This is a genomic window from Microbacterium sp. ProA8 (assembly GCF_039905635.1).
Classification (GTDB): domain Bacteria; phylum Actinomycetota; class Actinomycetes; order Actinomycetales; family Microbacteriaceae; genus Microbacterium; species Microbacterium chionoecetis.
In genome coordinates, this window is the sequence record NZ_CP157000.1 from 3,295,620 (window position 1) to 3,312,842 (window position 17,223).

18 protein-coding genes are annotated in these 17,223 nt (G+C 72.0%); 4 read left to right on the top strand and 14 right to left on the bottom strand.

Annotated features, from left to right (window positions below):
• Positions 1-123: 123 nt before the first annotated feature.
• Entirely contained in the window at positions 124-1,008 is an 885-nt protein-coding gene (locus tag ABG085_RS14880) for a hypothetical protein (RefSeq protein ID WP_347976496.1), read from the top strand.
• Between the two features lie 344 nt (positions 1,009-1,352).
• Positions 1,353-1,481 carry a hypothetical protein gene (locus ABG085_RS14885; RefSeq protein ID WP_347976497.1) on the top strand — a complete coding sequence of 43 codons (129 nt, stop codon included), beginning with the start codon at positions 1,353-1,355 and terminating at the stop codon, positions 1,479-1,481.
• Here the strand turns inward: ABG085_RS14885 and ABG085_RS14890 are convergent.
• The 6 genes from ABG085_RS14890 to ABG085_RS14915 all read right to left on the bottom strand — a co-directional run bounded on the left by ABG085_RS14890 (position 1,478) and on the right by ABG085_RS14915 (position 7,590).
• Positions 1,478-2,614 carry a UDP-N-acetylmuramate dehydrogenase gene (locus tag ABG085_RS14890; protein WP_347976498.1) on the bottom strand — a complete coding sequence of 379 codons (1,137 nt, stop codon included), beginning with the start codon at positions 2,612-2,614 and terminating at the stop codon, positions 1,478-1,480. The genes ABG085_RS14885 and ABG085_RS14890 overlap by 4 nt on opposite strands.
• Before the next feature lie 3 nt (positions 2,615-2,617).
• On the bottom strand, positions 2,618-3,022 hold the full coding sequence (locus tag ABG085_RS14895; protein ID WP_347979214.1) for a MaoC/PaaZ C-terminal domain-containing protein: 405 nt from the start codon (positions 3,020-3,022) through the stop codon (positions 2,618-2,620).
• A 5-nt stretch (positions 3,023-3,027) separates the two neighbouring features.
• Complete coding sequence (locus ABG085_RS14900; protein ID WP_347976500.1) at positions 3,028-3,477, bottom strand: MaoC family dehydratase N-terminal domain-containing protein; 450 nt, start codon at positions 3,475-3,477, stop codon at positions 3,028-3,030.
• Positions 3,478-3,640: 163 nt separating this feature from the next.
• Entirely contained in the window at positions 3,641-4,447 is an 807-nt protein-coding gene (locus ABG085_RS14905; RefSeq protein ID WP_347976501.1) for a sulfite exporter TauE/SafE family protein, read from the bottom strand.
• A complete protein-coding gene (locus ABG085_RS14910) occupies positions 4,444-5,310 on the bottom strand; it encodes a DUF2510 domain-containing protein (protein WP_347976502.1) in 867 nt (288 codons plus the stop codon). The genes ABG085_RS14905 and ABG085_RS14910 overlap by 4 nt, the downstream gene beginning before the upstream one ends.
• A 186-nt stretch (positions 5,311-5,496) precedes the next feature.
• Positions 5,497-7,590 (bottom strand): heavy metal translocating P-type ATPase, encoded by a 2,094-nt coding sequence (locus ABG085_RS14915; protein WP_347979215.1) that lies wholly within the window; start codon positions 7,588-7,590, stop codon positions 5,497-5,499.
• 380 nt (positions 7,591-7,970) lie between these two features.
• On the opposite strand from ABG085_RS14915, the gene ABG085_RS14920 reads away from it, so the two are divergent.
• The gene (locus tag ABG085_RS14920) at positions 7,971-9,353 is read left to right on the top strand and encodes an alpha/beta fold hydrolase (RefSeq protein ID WP_347976503.1); all 1,383 of its coding nucleotides are present in this window, start codon (positions 7,971-7,973) and stop codon (positions 9,351-9,353) included.
• Positions 9,354-9,373: 20 nt separating this feature from the next.
• On the opposite strand, the gene ABG085_RS14925 is transcribed toward ABG085_RS14920, so the two are convergent.
• On the bottom strand, positions 9,374-9,868 hold the full coding sequence (locus tag ABG085_RS14925) for a GNAT family N-acetyltransferase (RefSeq protein ID WP_347976505.1): 495 nt from the start codon (positions 9,866-9,868) through the stop codon (positions 9,374-9,376).
• An 89-nt stretch (positions 9,869-9,957) separates the two neighbouring features.
• Here ABG085_RS14925 and ABG085_RS14930 point away from each other — a divergent pair, with 89 nt between their 5' ends.
• Positions 9,958-10,566: a rhomboid family intramembrane serine protease gene (locus ABG085_RS14930; protein ID WP_347976506.1), complete on the top strand. Its 609-nt coding sequence runs from the start codon at positions 9,958-9,960 to the stop codon at positions 10,564-10,566.
• Between the two features lie 16 nt (positions 10,567-10,582).
• Here ABG085_RS14930 and ABG085_RS14935 read toward each other — a convergent pair whose 3' ends face one another.
• From ABG085_RS14935 to ABG085_RS14965, 7 genes are read right to left on the bottom strand one after another with little or no spacing between them, the layout of a single operon-like run.
• The gene (locus ABG085_RS14935; protein ID WP_347976507.1) at positions 10,583-12,223 is read right to left on the bottom strand and encodes a CDP-alcohol phosphatidyltransferase; all 1,641 of its coding nucleotides are present in this window, start codon (positions 12,221-12,223) and stop codon (positions 10,583-10,585) included.
• Positions 12,220-12,969 (bottom strand): dihydrofolate reductase family protein, encoded by a 750-nt coding sequence (locus ABG085_RS14940; protein WP_347976508.1) that lies wholly within the window; start codon positions 12,967-12,969, stop codon positions 12,220-12,222. Before ABG085_RS14940 ends, ABG085_RS14935 begins: the two co-directional genes overlap by 4 nt.
• The gene (locus ABG085_RS14945) at positions 12,966-13,919 is read right to left on the bottom strand and encodes a lysylphosphatidylglycerol synthase transmembrane domain-containing protein (protein WP_347976509.1); all 954 of its coding nucleotides are present in this window, start codon (positions 13,917-13,919) and stop codon (positions 12,966-12,968) included. Before ABG085_RS14945 ends, ABG085_RS14940 begins: the two co-directional genes overlap by 4 nt.
• Positions 13,907-14,749 carry an SAM-dependent methyltransferase gene (locus ABG085_RS14950; protein ID WP_347976510.1) on the bottom strand — a complete coding sequence of 281 codons (843 nt, stop codon included), beginning with the start codon at positions 14,747-14,749 and terminating at the stop codon, positions 13,907-13,909. Before ABG085_RS14950 ends, ABG085_RS14945 begins: the two co-directional genes overlap by 13 nt.
• Positions 14,746-15,759 carry a glycosyltransferase family 4 protein gene (locus tag ABG085_RS14955; protein ID WP_347976511.1) on the bottom strand — a complete coding sequence of 338 codons (1,014 nt, stop codon included), beginning with the start codon at positions 15,757-15,759 and terminating at the stop codon, positions 14,746-14,748. Before ABG085_RS14955 ends, ABG085_RS14950 begins: the two co-directional genes overlap by 4 nt.
• Positions 15,756-16,151, bottom strand: a complete 396-nt coding sequence (locus tag ABG085_RS14960) for a 6-carboxytetrahydropterin synthase (RefSeq protein ID WP_347976512.1) — start codon at positions 16,149-16,151, stop codon at positions 15,756-15,758. The genes ABG085_RS14955 and ABG085_RS14960 overlap by 4 nt, the downstream gene beginning before the upstream one ends.
• On the bottom strand, positions 16,148-17,221 hold the full coding sequence (locus ABG085_RS14965; protein ID WP_347976513.1) for a zinc-binding alcohol dehydrogenase: 1,074 nt from the start codon (positions 17,219-17,221) through the stop codon (positions 16,148-16,150). Before ABG085_RS14965 ends, ABG085_RS14960 begins: the two co-directional genes overlap by 4 nt.
• Positions 17,222-17,223: the final 2 nt, after the last annotated feature.

Below are 17,223 nucleotides of genomic sequence, written 5' to 3' on the forward strand. Positions count from 1 at the left end.
CCGAAAAGCCAGACAATGCATGGAGCGAGGGAGCTCTCCTCCCCAGGCGGGCACGCCCGCTGTTCGTCCGCAGAGTCGGGCAGACGGGCCGTCGTTGCGAGCGCCAGCATCGACCATCGACACATGAAGACGCCGTCGCTGCCACCGCACCTCGTGCCCGCGTTCACTCTTCGCGAAGGCCGAGAAGCCGGAGTCGCCGAATTGCAGCTTCGCAGCCGCAAGCTGCTGGCGCCGTTTCACGGAACCCGTGCTGTGCGTGAGGTGGACGGGTTCGTGCGCCTCCGGCTCCTCATGCGCGTCCTCCCTTCGCATGCCTTCGCCTGTGGCCCCACGGCGGCGGCCCTGCTGGGCTTCCCGTTGCCTGCCGCCGTTCGCCGTGACGCATTCGGCCGGCCGACCATCGCCGTGTCATATCCGCGAAACCGCATCCGGGGACGTGGTGTCCGCGGACGGTCATTGCAGATCGCGGAGACCGAACTCGAGATGCGGCGAGAGATTCGTGTGACCCGCAACACCCGGACGTGGCTGGACCTCTCCGCCGAGCTGGACCTGCCCGCCCTGGTCGCAGTCACTGACTTTCTGATCTCTCGCCGCCGACGCCGCTGCACGCGAGAGGAATTGGCCGCTGAGCACGCCGCTTCGCCGCACGCTCCGGGCGCTCAGAACCGTCGGCGGGCCCTAGACCTCTGTACGGAGCACTCGGAATCGCCACGCGAGTCGGAGCTGCGGTGCGCGCTCGAGCAGGCGGGATTGCCTCGCCCAGAGTGCAACGTCGAGATCTACGACGGTTCGCGTTTCGTCGCTCGCGTCGACATCCTCTATCGCGATCAGAAGCTGGTAGTCGAGTACCACGGGGACTACCACCGCGACCCCGACCAGTGGAGCCGCGACGAGATCCGGCGTGCCGAACTGGAATCCCTCGGATACCGCGTCACGGTCGTCACACGGCGGGACTTCGACGACCTGGCTGCGCTCGCAGATCGAATCCGCCGACTTCTGATGGCGTGAGCCGCGCGGACGAGTCGCCGCGGCCGGCGGGTTCCCGCCCGCCCAGTCGTGCCAGCGTCCTATCCGCGCGCTATGGCGACTCGCCAAGAAGCGCGCACCGCTGGCGTTTGTGGCGACTCGCCAAAACCACTCACGGAGGCCGGCAGCTCTGGCGACTCGCCAAAAACTCGGTGAAGTCGGGACCCCCCGACTGTTCGTGCGCACCGCCCGCTTCCGTGACTCGCCAGAAACGTCGTCCCGCAGCGGCATTTGTTGGCGACTCGCCACGAACGCGCCGGCATTCGTCGACCCGTCGCCCGCTCGTTCGTCGTCCTTGGTGAGGACGATCAACGAAAGGACACCCCATGGGACGGCGAATCGACCTGGTGATGGAGTGGGCGGCGGCGCTGGCGAACCTGATGCCCGCGCACCGCACGCTGCTGCTCGCAGACGACGAGGGGCACCGCGCGGACGGCGAAAGGGGCTGCGGCTAGAGCTCCACGTTGACCAGCACCGGCTCGGGCTGCAGGATCAGCCCGAACTCGGACTGCACGCGGCCCTGGATGAAGCGGGCGAGCTCGGCGAGCTCGGCGGCGGTCGCCGTGCCGCGGTTCGTCAGGGCGAGGGCGTGCTTCGTCGACAGGCCGGCACGCGAGCGGGGCAGCTTGAAGCCCTTGCGCACGCCGGCGTGCTCGATGAGCCATCCGGCACTGACCTTGACATCGGACTCGACGGTCGGCGCCGGCGGCACGTAGCCGTCGAAGCTCGCGAGCGGGATGACGAGCACCGGGTCGAGGTCGGGGTGCACCGGCCAGCGCGGGCACTCGTCGGGGAGCGTGCGGGCGAAGGATGCCGACACCACCGCGTTCTGGAAGAACGAGCCCGCACTGTACGTGTCGGGGTCGTCGGGATCGAGCACCATCCCCTTGCTGCGGCGCGTCTCGAGGATGCGCTCGCGGACCCACGCCAGTGTCACTTCGTCGTCGGGCCCGAGCCGCAGCGCGGTGCGCAGCTGGTCGCCGGCGATGCGGCGCGCCCCATGGCCGATCTCGGGGAGGTCGAGGGTGACCGTCAGGATCACCGCCCGCCGCGCGGGCGCCGAGCCGTAGTGGTGCTTCAGCACCGACGTGCGGAAGCCGAGCCCGAGCTCGGCGGCCGGCACCGTCGAGACCTCGCCGGTGGACTCGTCCAGCAGCTCGACTTCACTGAGCGTCTGAACGATCTCCTGGCCGTAGGCGCCGATGTTCTGCACGGGAGCGGCGCCGACGGTGCCGGGGATCCCCGACATCGCCTCGACGCCGCCGAGGCCCTCGGCCACCGCGTAGGCGACGAGCGCGTCCCAGTCGTGGCCCGCCTGCACGCGCAGGCGCACACGTCCGGCCAGGGGCGACGGCATCCGTTCGATGCCGTTCGTGAGCACGCGCACCACGGCGCCGTCGAACGGCTCGTCACCGGCGAGCAGGTTCGAGCCGCCGCCGAGCACGAGCCACTCGTCGCCGGACGCCCAGACGTCGCGGAGGGCGTCGACGAGCTCGTCGGTGGTGGGCGCGTCGATCATGCGGGTGGGCGTGCCGCCGGTGCGCAGGGTCGTGAGCCGCGACAGCGGGATCGGGGTGACGTCGGGCATGCGTCAGATCGTCCGCACGCGCACCTGCGCCTTGACCAGCACCGTCGCGCCGTTGAACGACACGGTGAGGTCGACGCGCGCCGACTCGTCGTCGACGGCGCCGACCTTCGCGACGACGGTCACGTCGGCTCCGGTCTCGGCGTCGACCACGACGGGCTTGGTGAACCGGACGCCGTAGTCGAGGATGCGGCCGGTGTCACCGAGCCAGGGCTCGATCGTGCCGACGGCGAGGCCCATCGTGAGCATCCCGTGGGCGAGGACGCCCGGGAGCCCCACGGCGGCGGCGACGTCGTCGCGGTAGTGGATGGGATTGAAATCCCCGGATGCCCCGGCATAGCGCACGAGGGACTCCCGCGTGAGATGCACCGTGCGCTCGGCGACGACGTCTCCGACGGTGAGGTTCGTCAGCGCGCTCACTGCTCGCCCTCCCCCACCAGCAGGATGGACGTCGCGGTGACGACGTGGTCGCCCGCGGCATCCGTGATCTCGGACTCGCTCGTCACCATGGCGGCCGCTCCCATCGCACGGATGCCGGTGACAGCGAGCTTCGCGGTCAGCTCGTCGCCCGCGACGATCGGCCGGGAGTAGCGGAACTTCTGCTCGGCGTGCAGCACGTTCTTGAGGACGATGCCCGAGTCGGGCTCACCGAGCAGCTGCTTCAGCGTGGACTCGGCGACGACGATGGCGAAGGTCGGCGGGGCGACGACATCGGGGTAGCCGAGCGCCTGCGCGGCGGCGGGATCGAGGTGCTGCGGGTCTTCGGCGAAGACGGCGCGCGCGAACTCGCGCACCTTCTCACGGCCCACGAGGTAGGGGGTCGTCGGCGGGAAGTCGCGGCCGACGAGCTCGGGGTTCACTGGCACCACGCCATCCTACCGAGCGGCTTCCGCCGGACCGGACGGGAGCGGGCCGGCGTCAGCCGTCGAGCCAAGGGATCCGCGGCGAGACCAGGGCCACCGCCCCCGGTTTCGGCGCGAGTGCTCTGTCTCGCCGGCGATCCGCTGGACTGACGCCGCGGACGGCCGGTCACGCCCGGCGCGGACGCCCGCGCCAGGCCCGCAGCGCCATCTGCACGGCGATCACCACGAGGTAGACGGCGAACAGCGCGTTGGCCACGAACGGGTCGAGGAGCACCGCGGCCCACGCGCCGAGCGCCGTCGTCGTGCACGCGGCGACACCCACGATCGCGGCGGCGACGAGGTCGACGTTGCGTCGACGCATGTTGCCGACAGTGCCCGACACGGCCGTCGGGATCATCATGAGCAGCGAGGTCCCCTTGGCCACGAGGTCGCTGGTGCCGAACAGCACCATGAGGGCGGGGACCACGATGATCCCCCCGCCCACGCCGATGAGGCCCGACAGGATGCCGGTGACCACGCCCAGGGCGACCAGTGCGGCGCCGCTCAGCACGGTGAGGGTGAGCTCGGCGTCGCGCGACGGGATCACGACGAAGAGGCTCACGATCACGGCGACGAGGAACCCGACGAAGGCCCACCGCAGCACCGTCAGCGACAGTCGCGGGAGCAGCCACGTGCCGATCTGCGCGCCGAACACGGCGCCGGCCGCGAGCAGCAGCGCCGGGATCCAGGCCACCGAGCCGTGCACGGCGTAGGAGATCACGCCCACGGCCGCCGTCGGGACGATCGCCGCGAGCGACGTGCCGGCGGCGAGGCGCTGGTCGAAGCGGAGCAGCAGCACGAGGAAGGGCACGATCACCGTTCCGCCGCCGACGCCGAACAGGCCGGAGAGCAGCCCTGCGAGCAGTCCGATCCCGACGCAGACGAGGTAGAAACGGAGGTCGTGCGGAGGGCGCTCGGTTTCGGGCGCGGTCATTCGTACGAGAGGTCGTCGATCACCCACGCGCCGTCGGCCTGGACGAGCGTGTAGTAGTACACCGTCGAACCCGGCGACGGGTCTGCCGGCTCGCCGTTGGCGTCGACGAGTGCCGTGAACGTCTCATTCGTCGTCACAGCGATCTCGTCGCCCAGAGTCTCGACGTCGGTGATCGTGACCTCGTAGTCCTCGAAGTTCTCGTCGAAGCGGACGGAGTCCTCTTCGAAGGTGACGCAGTCGGTGAAGCCGCTCTGGGTGCGGAAGTCTTCGGTGGTCGAGGCGGTGAACGTCTCGCAGTCGCCGTCCTGCCAGGCCTCGTCGTACAGCTCGACCGTGGCGACCGCTGAGCGCTCGTCGTCGGACTGGGCGCCGCCGGCCTGGCTGGAGGACGAAGTGGCCGAGAGGAAGAGCAGCGGGATGACCACGGCGGCCGCGATCACGATGCCGAGCAGCACCACGCCGAGAACGACCCAGACGATCCAGAGCTTCGACTTGCGCGGCTCGGTGGCTGCGGTGAATCCTCCGCCGGCAGGCGCACCGGGCGCACCGGGGTACATGCCCTGCGGGTATCCCGGGGCGGCAGGCGGATACTGCTGCGCGGCGGGGTAGCCGGGCTGGGCGGCGCCGTCGGGCTGGCCGGCCGGTCCGGGGACCGCGCCCGCGTCGACCTGCGCGGCGGTCTCGCTCGCTCCCACCGGCTGCTGCTGCTCGAATCCGAGCTGGGCGGCGACGATCTCCGCCTCCGTGGGGGCCGGCGACGACTCGGCGTCGGGCTGGGCGACGTGCTCCGTCCACTGCGTCCCGTCCCACCAGCGCAGAGCGCCGTGACCGTCGTCGTACCAGCCGGGAGGAGTCGTCTTCATTGTCAAACCCTATCGCCGCGCCCAGCGCCCGCCCACAGCGAGCCACAACTCCGCATGGACCGGATGTCACGTCGAGCCGTTCGCCGGATCGGCACCGTTCGCGTCCGTCGCAGTGCCCGACGAGGAGGAGTCGAGGCCCGCTGATGAGCGGATGCCGGCGGTTGCGGCATCCGCTCATCCACGGTGTCAGCGGTCGAGGACGGCCTGGGTGCTGCGCTCGGGGGTCAGGTCGAGCCGGCGCAGCAGCTGCGCGTTCACAGCGACCACGACGGTCGACAGCGACATCAGGATCGCGCCCACCGACATCGGCAGCACGAATCCGATCGGAGCGAGCACACCCGCCGCGAGGGGCACCGAGATCAGGTTGTACCCCGCGGCCCACCAGAGGTTCTGCGTCATCTTGCGGTAGCTCGCACGCGACAGTTCGATGACTGACAGCACCGACCGAGGATCGCTCGACGCCAGGATCACGCCCGCCGACCCGATCGCGACGTCCGTGCCGGCACCGATCGCGATGCCCACGTCGGCGCGGGCCAGCGCGGGGGCGTCATTCACGCCGTCTCCGACCATCGCGACCTTGAGGCCCTCGCCCTGCAGCTCCGCGACCTTCCGCTCCTTGTCTTCGGGACGCACACCGGCGAAGACACGGCGGATGCCGAGAGCCTCGGCGACCGCGCGGGCGACGGGCTCGGCATCCCCGGTGATCATGACCACCTCGACGCCGAGCTTCTGGAGCGCGGCGACGGCGTCGCGCGATTCGGGTCGGATCTCGTCGGCGAGTGCGAGCCCGCCGACGACCTCGCCGTCGCGCACGACATGGAGGATGATCGCCCCCTTCGCGCGCCACTGCTCTGCGGCGGCGACGTCCGCACCGCCCACCTCCTCGAGCAGGCGCGGGCCGCCCACGCGGACGACGTGCCCGTCGACGTGCGCGGTGATGCCGACCGCGGGCGACGACTCGAAGCCGGTGGCCGCGGCGAGCGCCAGTCCGCGCGCCTGGGCGGCACGGACGATCGCCCTGGCGAGCGGGTGCTCGCTGTCGGCCTCGGCGGATGCCGCCAGTGCCAGCACCGCGTCGGCGTCGAGCGCAGCGGGGGTGGAGGCGGTCGCGACATCCATCACCGTCGGCTCGCCCTTGGTGAGGGTGCCGGTCTTGTCGAACAGCACCGCGCCGATGGAGCGCATGCTCTCCAGCGCCAGCCGGTCCTTGATCAGCACACCACCGCGCGCGGCGCGCTCGGTCGCGATCGAGACCACCAGCGGGATCGCGAGACCCAGCGCGTGGGGGCAGGCGATCACGAGCACCGTGATGGTGCGCACGACCGCCTCGTCCGGCATCCCGAACGCACTCCACACCACGGCGGTGAGCGCGGCCACGCCGAGCGCGAACCAGAACAGCCAGCCCGCCGCGCGGTCGGCGAGGCGCTGTGCGCGCGACGTCGAGTTCTGGGCTTCGGCGACGAGCCGCTGGATGCCGGCGAGCGTGGTGTCGTCCCCCGTCGCGGTGACCTCCACCCGCAGCCCGGAGTCGGTCGCGACCGTGCCCGCGGTGACCTGGTCGCCCGTGGTGCGGGCTACGGGGCGGGATTCTCCGGTCACCATCGACTCGTCGAGGTCGGCGCGTCCGTCGACGATGCGACCGTCGGCCGGAACGCTGCCGCCGGGGCGGACGACGACGACATCGCCGACGCGCAGCTCGGAGGGCGGCACCGTCACGACGCGGTCGCCCTCGACGCGCTCGGCCTCGTCGGGAAGGAGAGCGGCGAGCGAGTCGAGCGCCGACGTCGTCTGCGCGAGCGAGCGCATCTCGATCCAGTGGCCGAGCAGCATGATCACGATGAGGAGCGCCAGCTCCCACCAGAACTCCAGCTCGTGGTGGAGCAGGCCGAGGCTCGCACCCCACGATGCGAAGAACGCCACGGTGATGGCGAGGCCGATGAGGAGCATCATCCCGGGCTTGCGGGCGCGGAGCTCCGAGACGGCGCCGGTGAGGAACGGCCAGCCGCCCCAGAAGTACATGACCGTCCCGAGCACCGGCGAGATCCAGCGCACGAGCGACACGTCGGGGAGCGTGTAGCCCAGCACCATCGCGAACATGCCCGAGAACAGGACGACGGGCACCGCCAGCACCAGGTTGATCCAGAACAGCCGCCGGAAGCGCGCGACGTGGTCGGCGCCGTGACCCGCGTGGCCCCCGTGCGCGCCGTGCGCGCCGTGCGCACCGTGGTCGGCGTGAGCCACTGCGGTGTGGTCGTGGGCGGAGTGGTCGGCGTGAGCCATGGCGCCGTGGTCGTGCGCGAGGTGGGCGTGGGGGTCGGCCGCCTGCGCGTGGTCGTGGTCGGCGTGCTGGTGGCCGGCTTGGCGCAGCCCCGGGTGGTCGTGGTCGGCACCCGTGGTGGGCGGCGTCATCGCCGCGTGGTCGTGTCCGGAGTGCGCGGAATGATCGTGGCCGGCGTGCGGCTGTTCGGCGTGCGCGACGGCGCTCAGGTCGCGGTCGCGATTCGGATCGGTCACAGCGGTTCTCCTCATCGGTACGATGTCATTCATACCCCCTAGGGGTATCAGAGTCAATCGTCGGCCACCTCGACGTATTCCCCTGTCGCGGATGTCGGAGGATCCCGCCACACTGGCTGCACCTCTCATCACGCGAAGGAGCGGACGTGGACATCATCCTGGTTGCAGGACTATGGATGGGCGGATGGGCGTGGTACCAGGTCGCACCCGCCCTCGAGGAGGCCGGCCACCGACCGGTCGCCCTGACGCTTCCCGGCATGGAGTCGGCCGACGCGGACCGCTCGGCGATCACTCTCGACGACCATGTCGCAGCCGTCGTGGCGGCGATCGACGCAGCGCCCGGCGAGAAGGTGATCCTCGTGGGGCATTCGGCAGGGGCCGGCATCGTCTATGCGGCAGCCGACGCCCGGCCGCACCGGGTGGCCCGGCTGATCCTGATCGGCGGCTTCCCGACGCCTGACGGCGCGCCGCTCCTCTCCGGCTATGAACCGGTCGGCGGCGAACTGCCGCTCCCCGATTGGAGCGAGTTCGACGAGGCAGACCTCCGCGACCTCGGTGAGGGCGGCATGGCGGCGTTCCGCGCGTACGCGATCCCCTCACCGGCCGGCGTGGTCACCGGCATCCAGCATCTGCACGACGACCGGCGCCGCGCGATCCCGGTCACCGCGGTGGCCACCGAGTACAGCGTCGCCGACCTGCGCTCCTGGATCGACGAGGGCGCCGCGCCCGTTCAGGAGTTCGCCACCATGGAGGACGTCACGTTCCTCGACCTGCCGACCGGGCACTGGCCGCAGCTGACCCGCCCGCAGTCGCTCGTGCGTCTCATCCTCGCCCAGCCGCCCCTCGGCGACGGCACGATCGCACCCGAGGTCGAGACGATCAGCGCGCAGACCTTCCACGCGTCCGAGGGCGTCGAGGACTGGCGCGTCCTCTACTGGGGTGCGCACGCGTTCTTCCGCGCCGGATCACTCGCGCAGGGCGCCCGCCTCGTCGCCGAGATCGTGCCGATCGCCGAGGAGCTCGATCACTTCCCCGACATCGACCTGCGCCCGGAGGGGGTGTTCGTCAAGACGTTCAGCCGGCCCGACGGGGCACTGAGCAGGGCGGATGCCGACCTTGCGGCATCCGTCTCCCGCGCCGCGCGTGACCTCGGCCTCGAGCCGGACCCCTCCGCGCTGACGGTCGTCGGCATCGCCGTCGCGCAGGGTCCCGACGCCCACGTGCGGCCGTTCTGGAGCGCCGCCCTGGGCTACGACCCGCTCGGCGCCGAGGACGCCATCGACCCGCTGCGTCGCAATCCGCACGTGTGGTTCCACCCGCTCGCGCCTCCGAAGCCCGGTCGCGGCCGCACGCACATCGACATCTCGGTGCCGCGCGACCAGGTGCAGGCGCGCATCGCCGCAGCGCTGGCCGCGGGCGGACGAATGACCGACGACTCCCACGCGCCCAACTACTGGACCCTGACGTCCCCCGACAACCACGGCGTCGACATCGCGGCGTGGACGGACGACTCGGACTTCCCCGGCTGAGAGCCTGCGGCGCCCCGCCGTCAGCGCACCATGCGTGCGTCGACGAGCGCCGGGATGCCCGGATACGCCTCCTCCACGCCATCGAATTCGAAGCCGTTGCGGCGGTAGAACGCGATCGCCCGCGGATTCTCCTTCGCGACCCACAGCACCGCGGGCTCGTCGCCGAGCACTTCGTCGAACAGCGCCTGACCCGCTCCGTGTCCGTATTCGGCCGCGAGCACGTAGAGCATGTAGAGCTGGCGCTCGCGCGGAGGGTCCTGACCCTCTGTCGCCGTGCTCGGACCGGCCGTCGCGAGCCCGATGATCCGGCCGTCGCGCTCCGCGACGCGGACGCGCCAGTCGTCTCGCGGATTCTCCAGCAGCCGACGCCAGAGCGCGCGGCGGGCCTCCACGTACTCCTCGTCGAAGAACCCCTCGGGCAGGAGATGCGTATAGGTCTCGCGCCACGTCACGACGTGGACATCGGCGATCTCCGCTGCTTCGCTCAGCTCCGGGACCCGCACGGTGAACGTCATCCCGCCATCCTGCCAGGCAGCACGGCACCGGCCCGAGCGCCGCGGACGTCCGTCACGCGGCACATTCCCGCGGATGCGACGATGGGCAGGTGACGAGCGCACCTTCAACGCCCTCCCGCGGCGGCACCATCGTGGCCCGGATCGCTCAGCCGCTGCTCCTGCTCGCGATCATGTGGGTCGTCCGCGTGCTCGACGATCTGCTGCCCGGCGACGCGAACGGCGAATTCGGTCTCCGGTCGTGGGCGCTCGACGGACTCGACGGCGTGCTGTTCGGCCCGGGGTTGCACGCGGGATGGTCCCATCTGCTCGCCAACAGCGTCCCGTTGGTCGTCCTCGGGGTGCTGGTCGCGCTGGACGGCGTCGGCCGGTTCTGGGCGGTGACGGGCATCATCGCCGTCGTCGGCGGGCTGGGCACCTGGGTCTTCAGCGCGCCGGGAGTCGTCACCGTCGGCGCGTCGGGGCTGGTGTTCGGGTACTTCGGCTATCTGCTGATCCGGGCCTTCGTCGCGCCGTCGCTCGGCCACGGCATCCTCTACGCGCTCATCGCCACCGCGGTCGCCGTCCTGTACGGCGGCAGCATGCTCGCCGGGGTCTTCGGGGCGCCCGCGGGGGTGTCGTGGCAGGCCCACCTCTTCGGCGCGATCGGCGGAGGCGTCGCCGCGATCCTGATGCGGCCGAGACGCGCCGTCGCACCCTGAGACGCCACGGACGCGCTCAGTGCGGAGACCGGAAGGCCGTGAAGAACCGGTCGCGGAAGGCATCCATCCGCCACACCGGTGAGTCGGCGGCGGGCTGCAGACCCGGCTCCCAGCCCCACGCTGTGATCGCGTCGAGCACGGCGGGGTCCTTCGTGATGATGCTGATCGGCACGTCGCGGTCGGCATCCTCTCCGCTGACGATCGCAGCCGGCTGATGATCGCCGAGCGCGACGACGACCAGGTTCGAGTCATCGACGTTCTCGAGGAACGAGAACATGGCGCCCAGGGCGTATTCGATCGAGAGTCCATAGAACCGCCGCACTGTCTTCGGGTCCTCCCAGACCTCATTCGCGGGTCGGCTCGCCTCGGGCTGCCCGGCGAAGATCGAGCCGTCTCCGATCTGCGACCACGCGACGAGCTCCGGCAGCGGGGCCCACGGCGTATGCGACGAGACCAGGTCGATCTCGGCCATCACCGGTTGGCCGGCAACGGCGAGCTCGTGGTCGGCGAAGTGCTTCCACGTGTACTGATCGGGGATGCGCGCGTATCCGAACCGGGGCCCGCGATAGCCGACGTTCGTCGCGTCCAGCAGTGTGCCGAACCGGTAGAAGTCCCGACCGACCGGCCAGTCCTGCGTGTTGGACGGCACGTCGCTGACCGTCCGCCACCCGCCGGCTGCGAAGGCACCGCTGAGCGTCAGGCGGTCGCTGCCCACCACCTCGGTGTAGACCGTCTGCGAGTCGATCCAGACTCCCGTCTGCAGCGTCGCGTGCGCGAGCCAGCTCGCACCGCCGTAGGTCGGCGAAGTCAGCCAGGCGCTCTCGGCGACATACCCTTCGGCGGCCAGCGTGCTCTCGCCCCGGCGCAGCAGCGCGTTGACGCCGTCCGACACGCCGTCGCCCTCCAGCGCGACCCTGCCGTAGCTCTCGATGAACGCGAACACGACGTTCTTGCCTCGGAGGGCGGTGAGCAGCTGGTCCGCGTCGACCTCGGCGAACGGGTCGTCGGCGATCGCCGTGGCGACGACCTCCCGCGCGTGCAGTGCAGCGACGGTCCGCGACACCGCCGAGCCGATGGCCCCGGTGGATGCCGCAGCCGCCGACGGGTTGGGCATGCCCAGCGGTGGTGCCAGGGCGGCGACGGCGACCCATCCGGCGGTCATGGCGGCGAGCGCGGCGCGGCCCCGTCCTTCGTCCCTGCGCACCGCGGCGTCCACGCGCAGCGCGGCCCACGCGAGCGCGGTCGCCACCCCCGCGACCAGGACGGCCGCCGCAGCGACGAGGGCGGTCGCGGGTGCCGCGCCGATGGCCGCCGCGACGACCCCGTACGCGTCGCCGAGCTGCTGCCAATCGAGGGGCACGAAATGGATGCCGAGCGCGGCCTCGTAGCCGACATCGATGCCCGCGAGCACCACCGCCAGGCAGACGAACAGCCCGAAGGCGGCCGCGAGCACGATGCGCGGCCGGGCCCACGGCACGAGCGCGAGGACGAGGAGGATCACGATCGACTCGACCGGTATCCGCAGCAGGGCGAGCACCGACCCTGCGACCAACGCCCCGGGTACGAGCGGCAGGACGAGAAGCACGGCGACGGCTGTGGCGACCGCGAGGCGGCCCCGCCATGCCCGCGACCCCGCGCCGGCGAGCGGACGGTTCACGGGCGTTCGGCGGCGACCGGCTCCCGCCCGGGTTCGGCGCTCTCGGGCTCGAGCATGCCGAACCGGTCGGAGAGGGCGTAGCGCAGCAGCACCACATCGCCGATCCGGCGGGTGTCCGCGAGCCGGGCCCGGCGCGAGGCGGTCCAGGGGAACGCTCCCGATCGCACGACCCGCGGCGCGCGGTCTTCACCGACGAAGAACGGCGCGACGACGAGATGAAGCTCGTCGACGAGGTCCGCGCCGAGGAACTGCGTCAGCACGGTGCCGCCGCCCTCGACCATGAGGCTCCGGACGCCGCGGTGCGCCGCGAGATCGTCCAACAGCGCGGCCATCATGACGCAGTCGTCGCCGAGTCCGACGACGATCGCGCGCTCGCCCAGCCGTTCCTGCAGCTGCGCCGCCCGGGACTGCGGGCAGTAGACGATCCGCGGCCCCTCCCCCGTCGTGAAGAAGGCGGCGTCGGCGGCCAGGTCGCCGCTCGAGGTCACCGTCACCTTCACGGGAGACTCCCGGCGCCCGGAGGCGAGCCGGCGCGCGCGCCGCGCGGCGTCCCGCACTAGCAGCCGCGGGTTGTCTCGGCGCACCGTCGAGGCGCCCACCATGATCGCGTCGTGCAGTGAACGCACATCGTCGACGCGGTCGAGGTCGGCCGCGTTCGACATCGCCAGCCGGTGCGGCTCAGCGCTGTCGAGATAGCCGTCGATCGACATCGCGCAGCTGAGGGTCACGTAGGGTCTCTCGCTCATACGGGTCTCCTCCTCTCGATCATGCTCCTCCGGCGAGACGAACGGAAGCGGTCCCCCAGGAGGGCCACGGCACCCGGCGCGACGGCGACGATCGTGAGCACGCCGAACGCCGTGGAGACGGCGACGCCGGCGCCGGCGCCCAGCCCGGCGAGCGCGAACGCGGCGGCGGCGACGGCCTCGCGCGGCCCCCAGCCTCCGACATTGACCGGGATCGCCGCAGCCGCGAGCACGATCAGAGCGACCACTGCGAGATCGGCCGGGTCGGCGTGGACGCCTGCGGCGAGCCCCGCCACCACGAACGTGGCGGTGTGTGCGGCCAGGACGACGACCGATGCCGCCGTGATCGCGAGCAGCGTCAGCGGCCGCGAGAGCACGGGCCGCAGCATCCGGTACTCGCGGGCCAGCGCGGCGCGCCCCCGCGGAGTGAGCGCCACGATGGCGATGCCGGCGACGATGAGCAGGGCGACCGCCCCGCTGATCCACGCGAGCGGGGCCAGCGGCGACGTCAGGCCGAGCGGCAGCAGGATCGCCAGCGTGAGGACGAGCTGCACGAGCTGCCCGGCGATGCGCTCGGCCGCCACCGCGCGGGCAGCGAGATCGAGGCGATCGTGCATGCGTCCCTGGACGTACGCGCGCTGCACGTCGCCCACAACGCCGCCGGGCAGCACCATGTTGAGGAACTGCGACCGGTAGTACGCGGCGAAGGCGTCGCCCCAGGCGAGCGGCAGCCCGAATCCGGTCGACATCATCCGCCACCGCCAGGCCGCCGCAGCGGTGGCGACCGCGGCGAGCGCGACGGCGGCGACGATCGTCCAGGGTGAGACCGCCGCGAGTCCGTCGAGAAAGGGCGCGGCGCCGACGACGGCGGCCGTCCCGACCAGCACCGCGAGCGCGGCCACGATCCGTGCACCGGATCGCAGACGCGGCGACATGCTCATCACCCAGGCCACGCCAGCAGGTCCTCGTGCGACACCATCACCCGCAGCCGGCCGGCGGCCGCCTGCGCCAGGCGAAGCCGGCGGTACGCCTCCGCGTCGTCCACCAAGTCCGGCCGCCATTCGACGGCGGCGTCGATCCACCCGTCCAGCCATTCGCTCGTCAGCGCGCTGTCTCGTCCCTTCAGGCGCCAGGGTGTCGGCACCGTGCGGACGTTCCATCCGGCGGCGGCGAACAGCTCGGCCGTCGCGGCGACGGCATCGGGTCCCAGCATCCGTCGCCCGTCGGCGTCCCGTCGCTGGTGGTCGTCGAAGGCGGCGCTGAGGACCTGTTCGACGGCATCCAGCCGCGCGGACGGGCGCAGCGTCACGACGCCTGTGACGGTGAGGCTGAAGAGCGCGGGAGTGTCCGCGGCGACGCATGCCGCGACGATGTGCGCGGCCTCCGCATGCGTGATGACGTCGAGGAGGGCGGATGCCGTCACCGCCGCTGCGCCGTCGAACGCATCCTTCGGCAGCTCGGCGAGGTCTTCGACGACGACGTCCGCGTCGATCCGACAGCCATCGGCGTCGACGACGGCATCGAGGTCCACGTGCTCGACGATGTCGGCGTCCCCGTCGCGCAGCACCCAGCGCTGCCGGCCAGGCAGCTGCGGTGCGAGCCAGCGGGTCATCGAGCCGGTGCCCGCGCCCAGGTCGTGGAGCACGAGGGGGGCGGCCGCGCTCGGGCGACGGGCGGCGAGCAGCCGGCCGAGTTCCCGGGCGAGCTCCGTCGACCGCGCGGCGTCGTCGGCCGGCGCCCGCAGTGCGAGCCAGTCCGGTGTCGCCGTCGACATCGAGGTCATGCCGCCTCCAGCACGTCGGCGACGCGCGCGACGGCGTCGCTCCACGTCGGCAGGGTGGCGCGGGCCGTGAGTGCTTCGCGCCGCAGTCGGGCCCGCAGCGGCGGGTCCGACATCCATGCCTCCAATGCCCCGGCCAGTGCAGCGGGGTCGTCGGGCGGCACGACGAGTCCGCCGCCGCCGGTGAGAGCCTCGGGGATCCCGCCGGTGTCGGCGCCGATGACGGGCAGTCCCCGCGCCCGCGCCTCGCCGATGGCCATGCCCCAGCTCTCGACACGGGACGGTGCGACAAGCAGCGCGCTGCGCTGATACGCCTCGGCGAGCGCATCGTCGTCGAGCACGCCGGCGATGCTGACCCTCCCGTCGAAGGCGGCGGCACGGTCGGCGATGGTCGCCGCGAAGTCCGGGAACGGCTCGGCGGATCCGACGACGGCGCACGTCCAATCGGCGGTCGGCAGCCGCGCGAGCGCATCGAGCAGCGTGTCCTGACCCTTGTGCGGCGCCAGCACCCCGACGCAGAGCAGATCGTTCTCGTCGCGCGGCGTGACGGCGTCGGCCCGGTCCACGCCAGGAACGGCGACCGTGACCCGCGAGGGACCGACCAGCCCTCGTCGAGCCAGCTCGTCCGCGGTCCAGTGACTCGTCACGACCACGGCGCGGGCGACCCCCAGCGCTCGTCGCTCCGCCTCGGCCGCGGCATTCGTGGCATCGGGGAAGGCCGTGACCACCATGTGCGCGAGCAGCACCACGCGCAGGCGCGGCGCGTGCTCCTCGAGCGCGGCGGGCGTCCATCCCCCCACGAGTCCGTCCACCAGCACCAGGGCACCGTCGGGCGCATCGCGGAGAGCGGATGCCGCAGCCGCCGCATCCGCCACCTCCTGCGTCGTCACCTCCCAGCCGCGCGCGCGCAGTCCGTCCCGGATGTGCCGGTCGTACACGTTGCCGCCGCTGACGCGACGGGGGTCGTCGACCCCTTCGGGGACGAGGAAGCGGACCGAGGGTCCGCTCGTCACAACGCCACCTCGTAGGAGGCCCAGGCGACATGGGACTCGTGCAGCGTCACCATGATGCCGGTCAGGGGCGACGCGCCGACCGCGCCGTCGCGCACACGCGCCGCGAGGCGGTCGCCCACGATCTGGCACAGCCGCTCGGTCGTGGTGTTCAGCCCCTCGAAGTCCGGCTCGTCGTCGAGGTTGCGGTATGTCAGCGCGCCGACGATCTCGCGGACCACCTCGCTCGCACGGCCGATGTCCACCACGACGCCATCGGCGTCGAGCTCGTCGGCGCGGAAGGTCGCGTCGACCAGGAAGGTGGCCCCGTGCAGCTGCTGCGCCGGGCCGAAGACTTCGCCGCGCAGGCTGTGGGCGATCATCAGATGGTCGCGGACGGTCACGCTGAAGGTCACTTCGACTCCCTTTCGTCGCTCAGCGCCTCACCGGCGCTGCTCCAATCGATCGTGTGGCACAGCTCGCCGGCCGTGCCCGCAGCGAGGGAGGCGGTGATCTCCGGCAGCTGTCGCCACGACGATCCTCCACCCAGCAGCAGATCGAATGCGGGATCTTCGAGCAGCCGGAGCGCCACCGCCAGCCGGTCACGGGTGGTGCGGCTGCCACGGCGACGCGGTGAGACGGCGCCGACCTGGCTGGAGCGGATCGTCAGCCGGCGCGAGTGGAAGTCGGCGCCGAGCTCGATCGGCACGGCCCGGCTGCCGTACCAGCTGGCGACGACCACCTCGCCGTCGGTGGGCGCCAGCCGCAGCGCGAGCTCGAGTCCCGTGCCGCTGCCGCTCGCTTCGACGACGACGTCCGGCTCGAGCGGCTGGTCCTCCGCGTCCGGGCCGAGCACGAACCTCACCCCGAGGGCTCGAGCGATCGCCGCCTTCGCCGGATCGACGTCGACGAGCGTGACGTCGGCGCCCGGGATGCCGCGCGCCACCCGCGCGATGGCGCATCCGATCATGCCGGCCCCGACGATGACCACGCGGTCGCCGATCAGTGGGGCGGCGTCCCACAGCACATTGACCGCCGTCTCGACCGCGCCGGCCAGCACCGCTCGACGGGGCGGGACGGATTCCGGCACGGCGACGAGCGCATCCGCCGCGACCACGTACCGCGACTGGTGCGGGACCAGGGCGAACACCGTGCGGCCCTGCAGCGATGCCGGGCCCTCCTCGACGGTGCCGACATTGAGATAGCCGTACTTCACCGGGAAGGGGAAGTCGCCGCCCTGGAACGGCGCTCGCATGCGGGTCCGCTCCGACTCCGGCACCTCGCCGCGGGCGACGAGCGCCTCGGTGCCGCGGCTCACACCGGTCCAGAGCGTCCGCACCGACGCCTCGCCCTCGGCCGGGCGTGGCAGTCCTTCGGACCGGAACTCGCCCTGCCCGGGACCGATCGTCCACCAGGCGATCGCGGCATCCGGAGCATCACTGTGAACCGCGGCGGGTGTCTGCGTCGTGTTCCCGGTGACCGCCATGA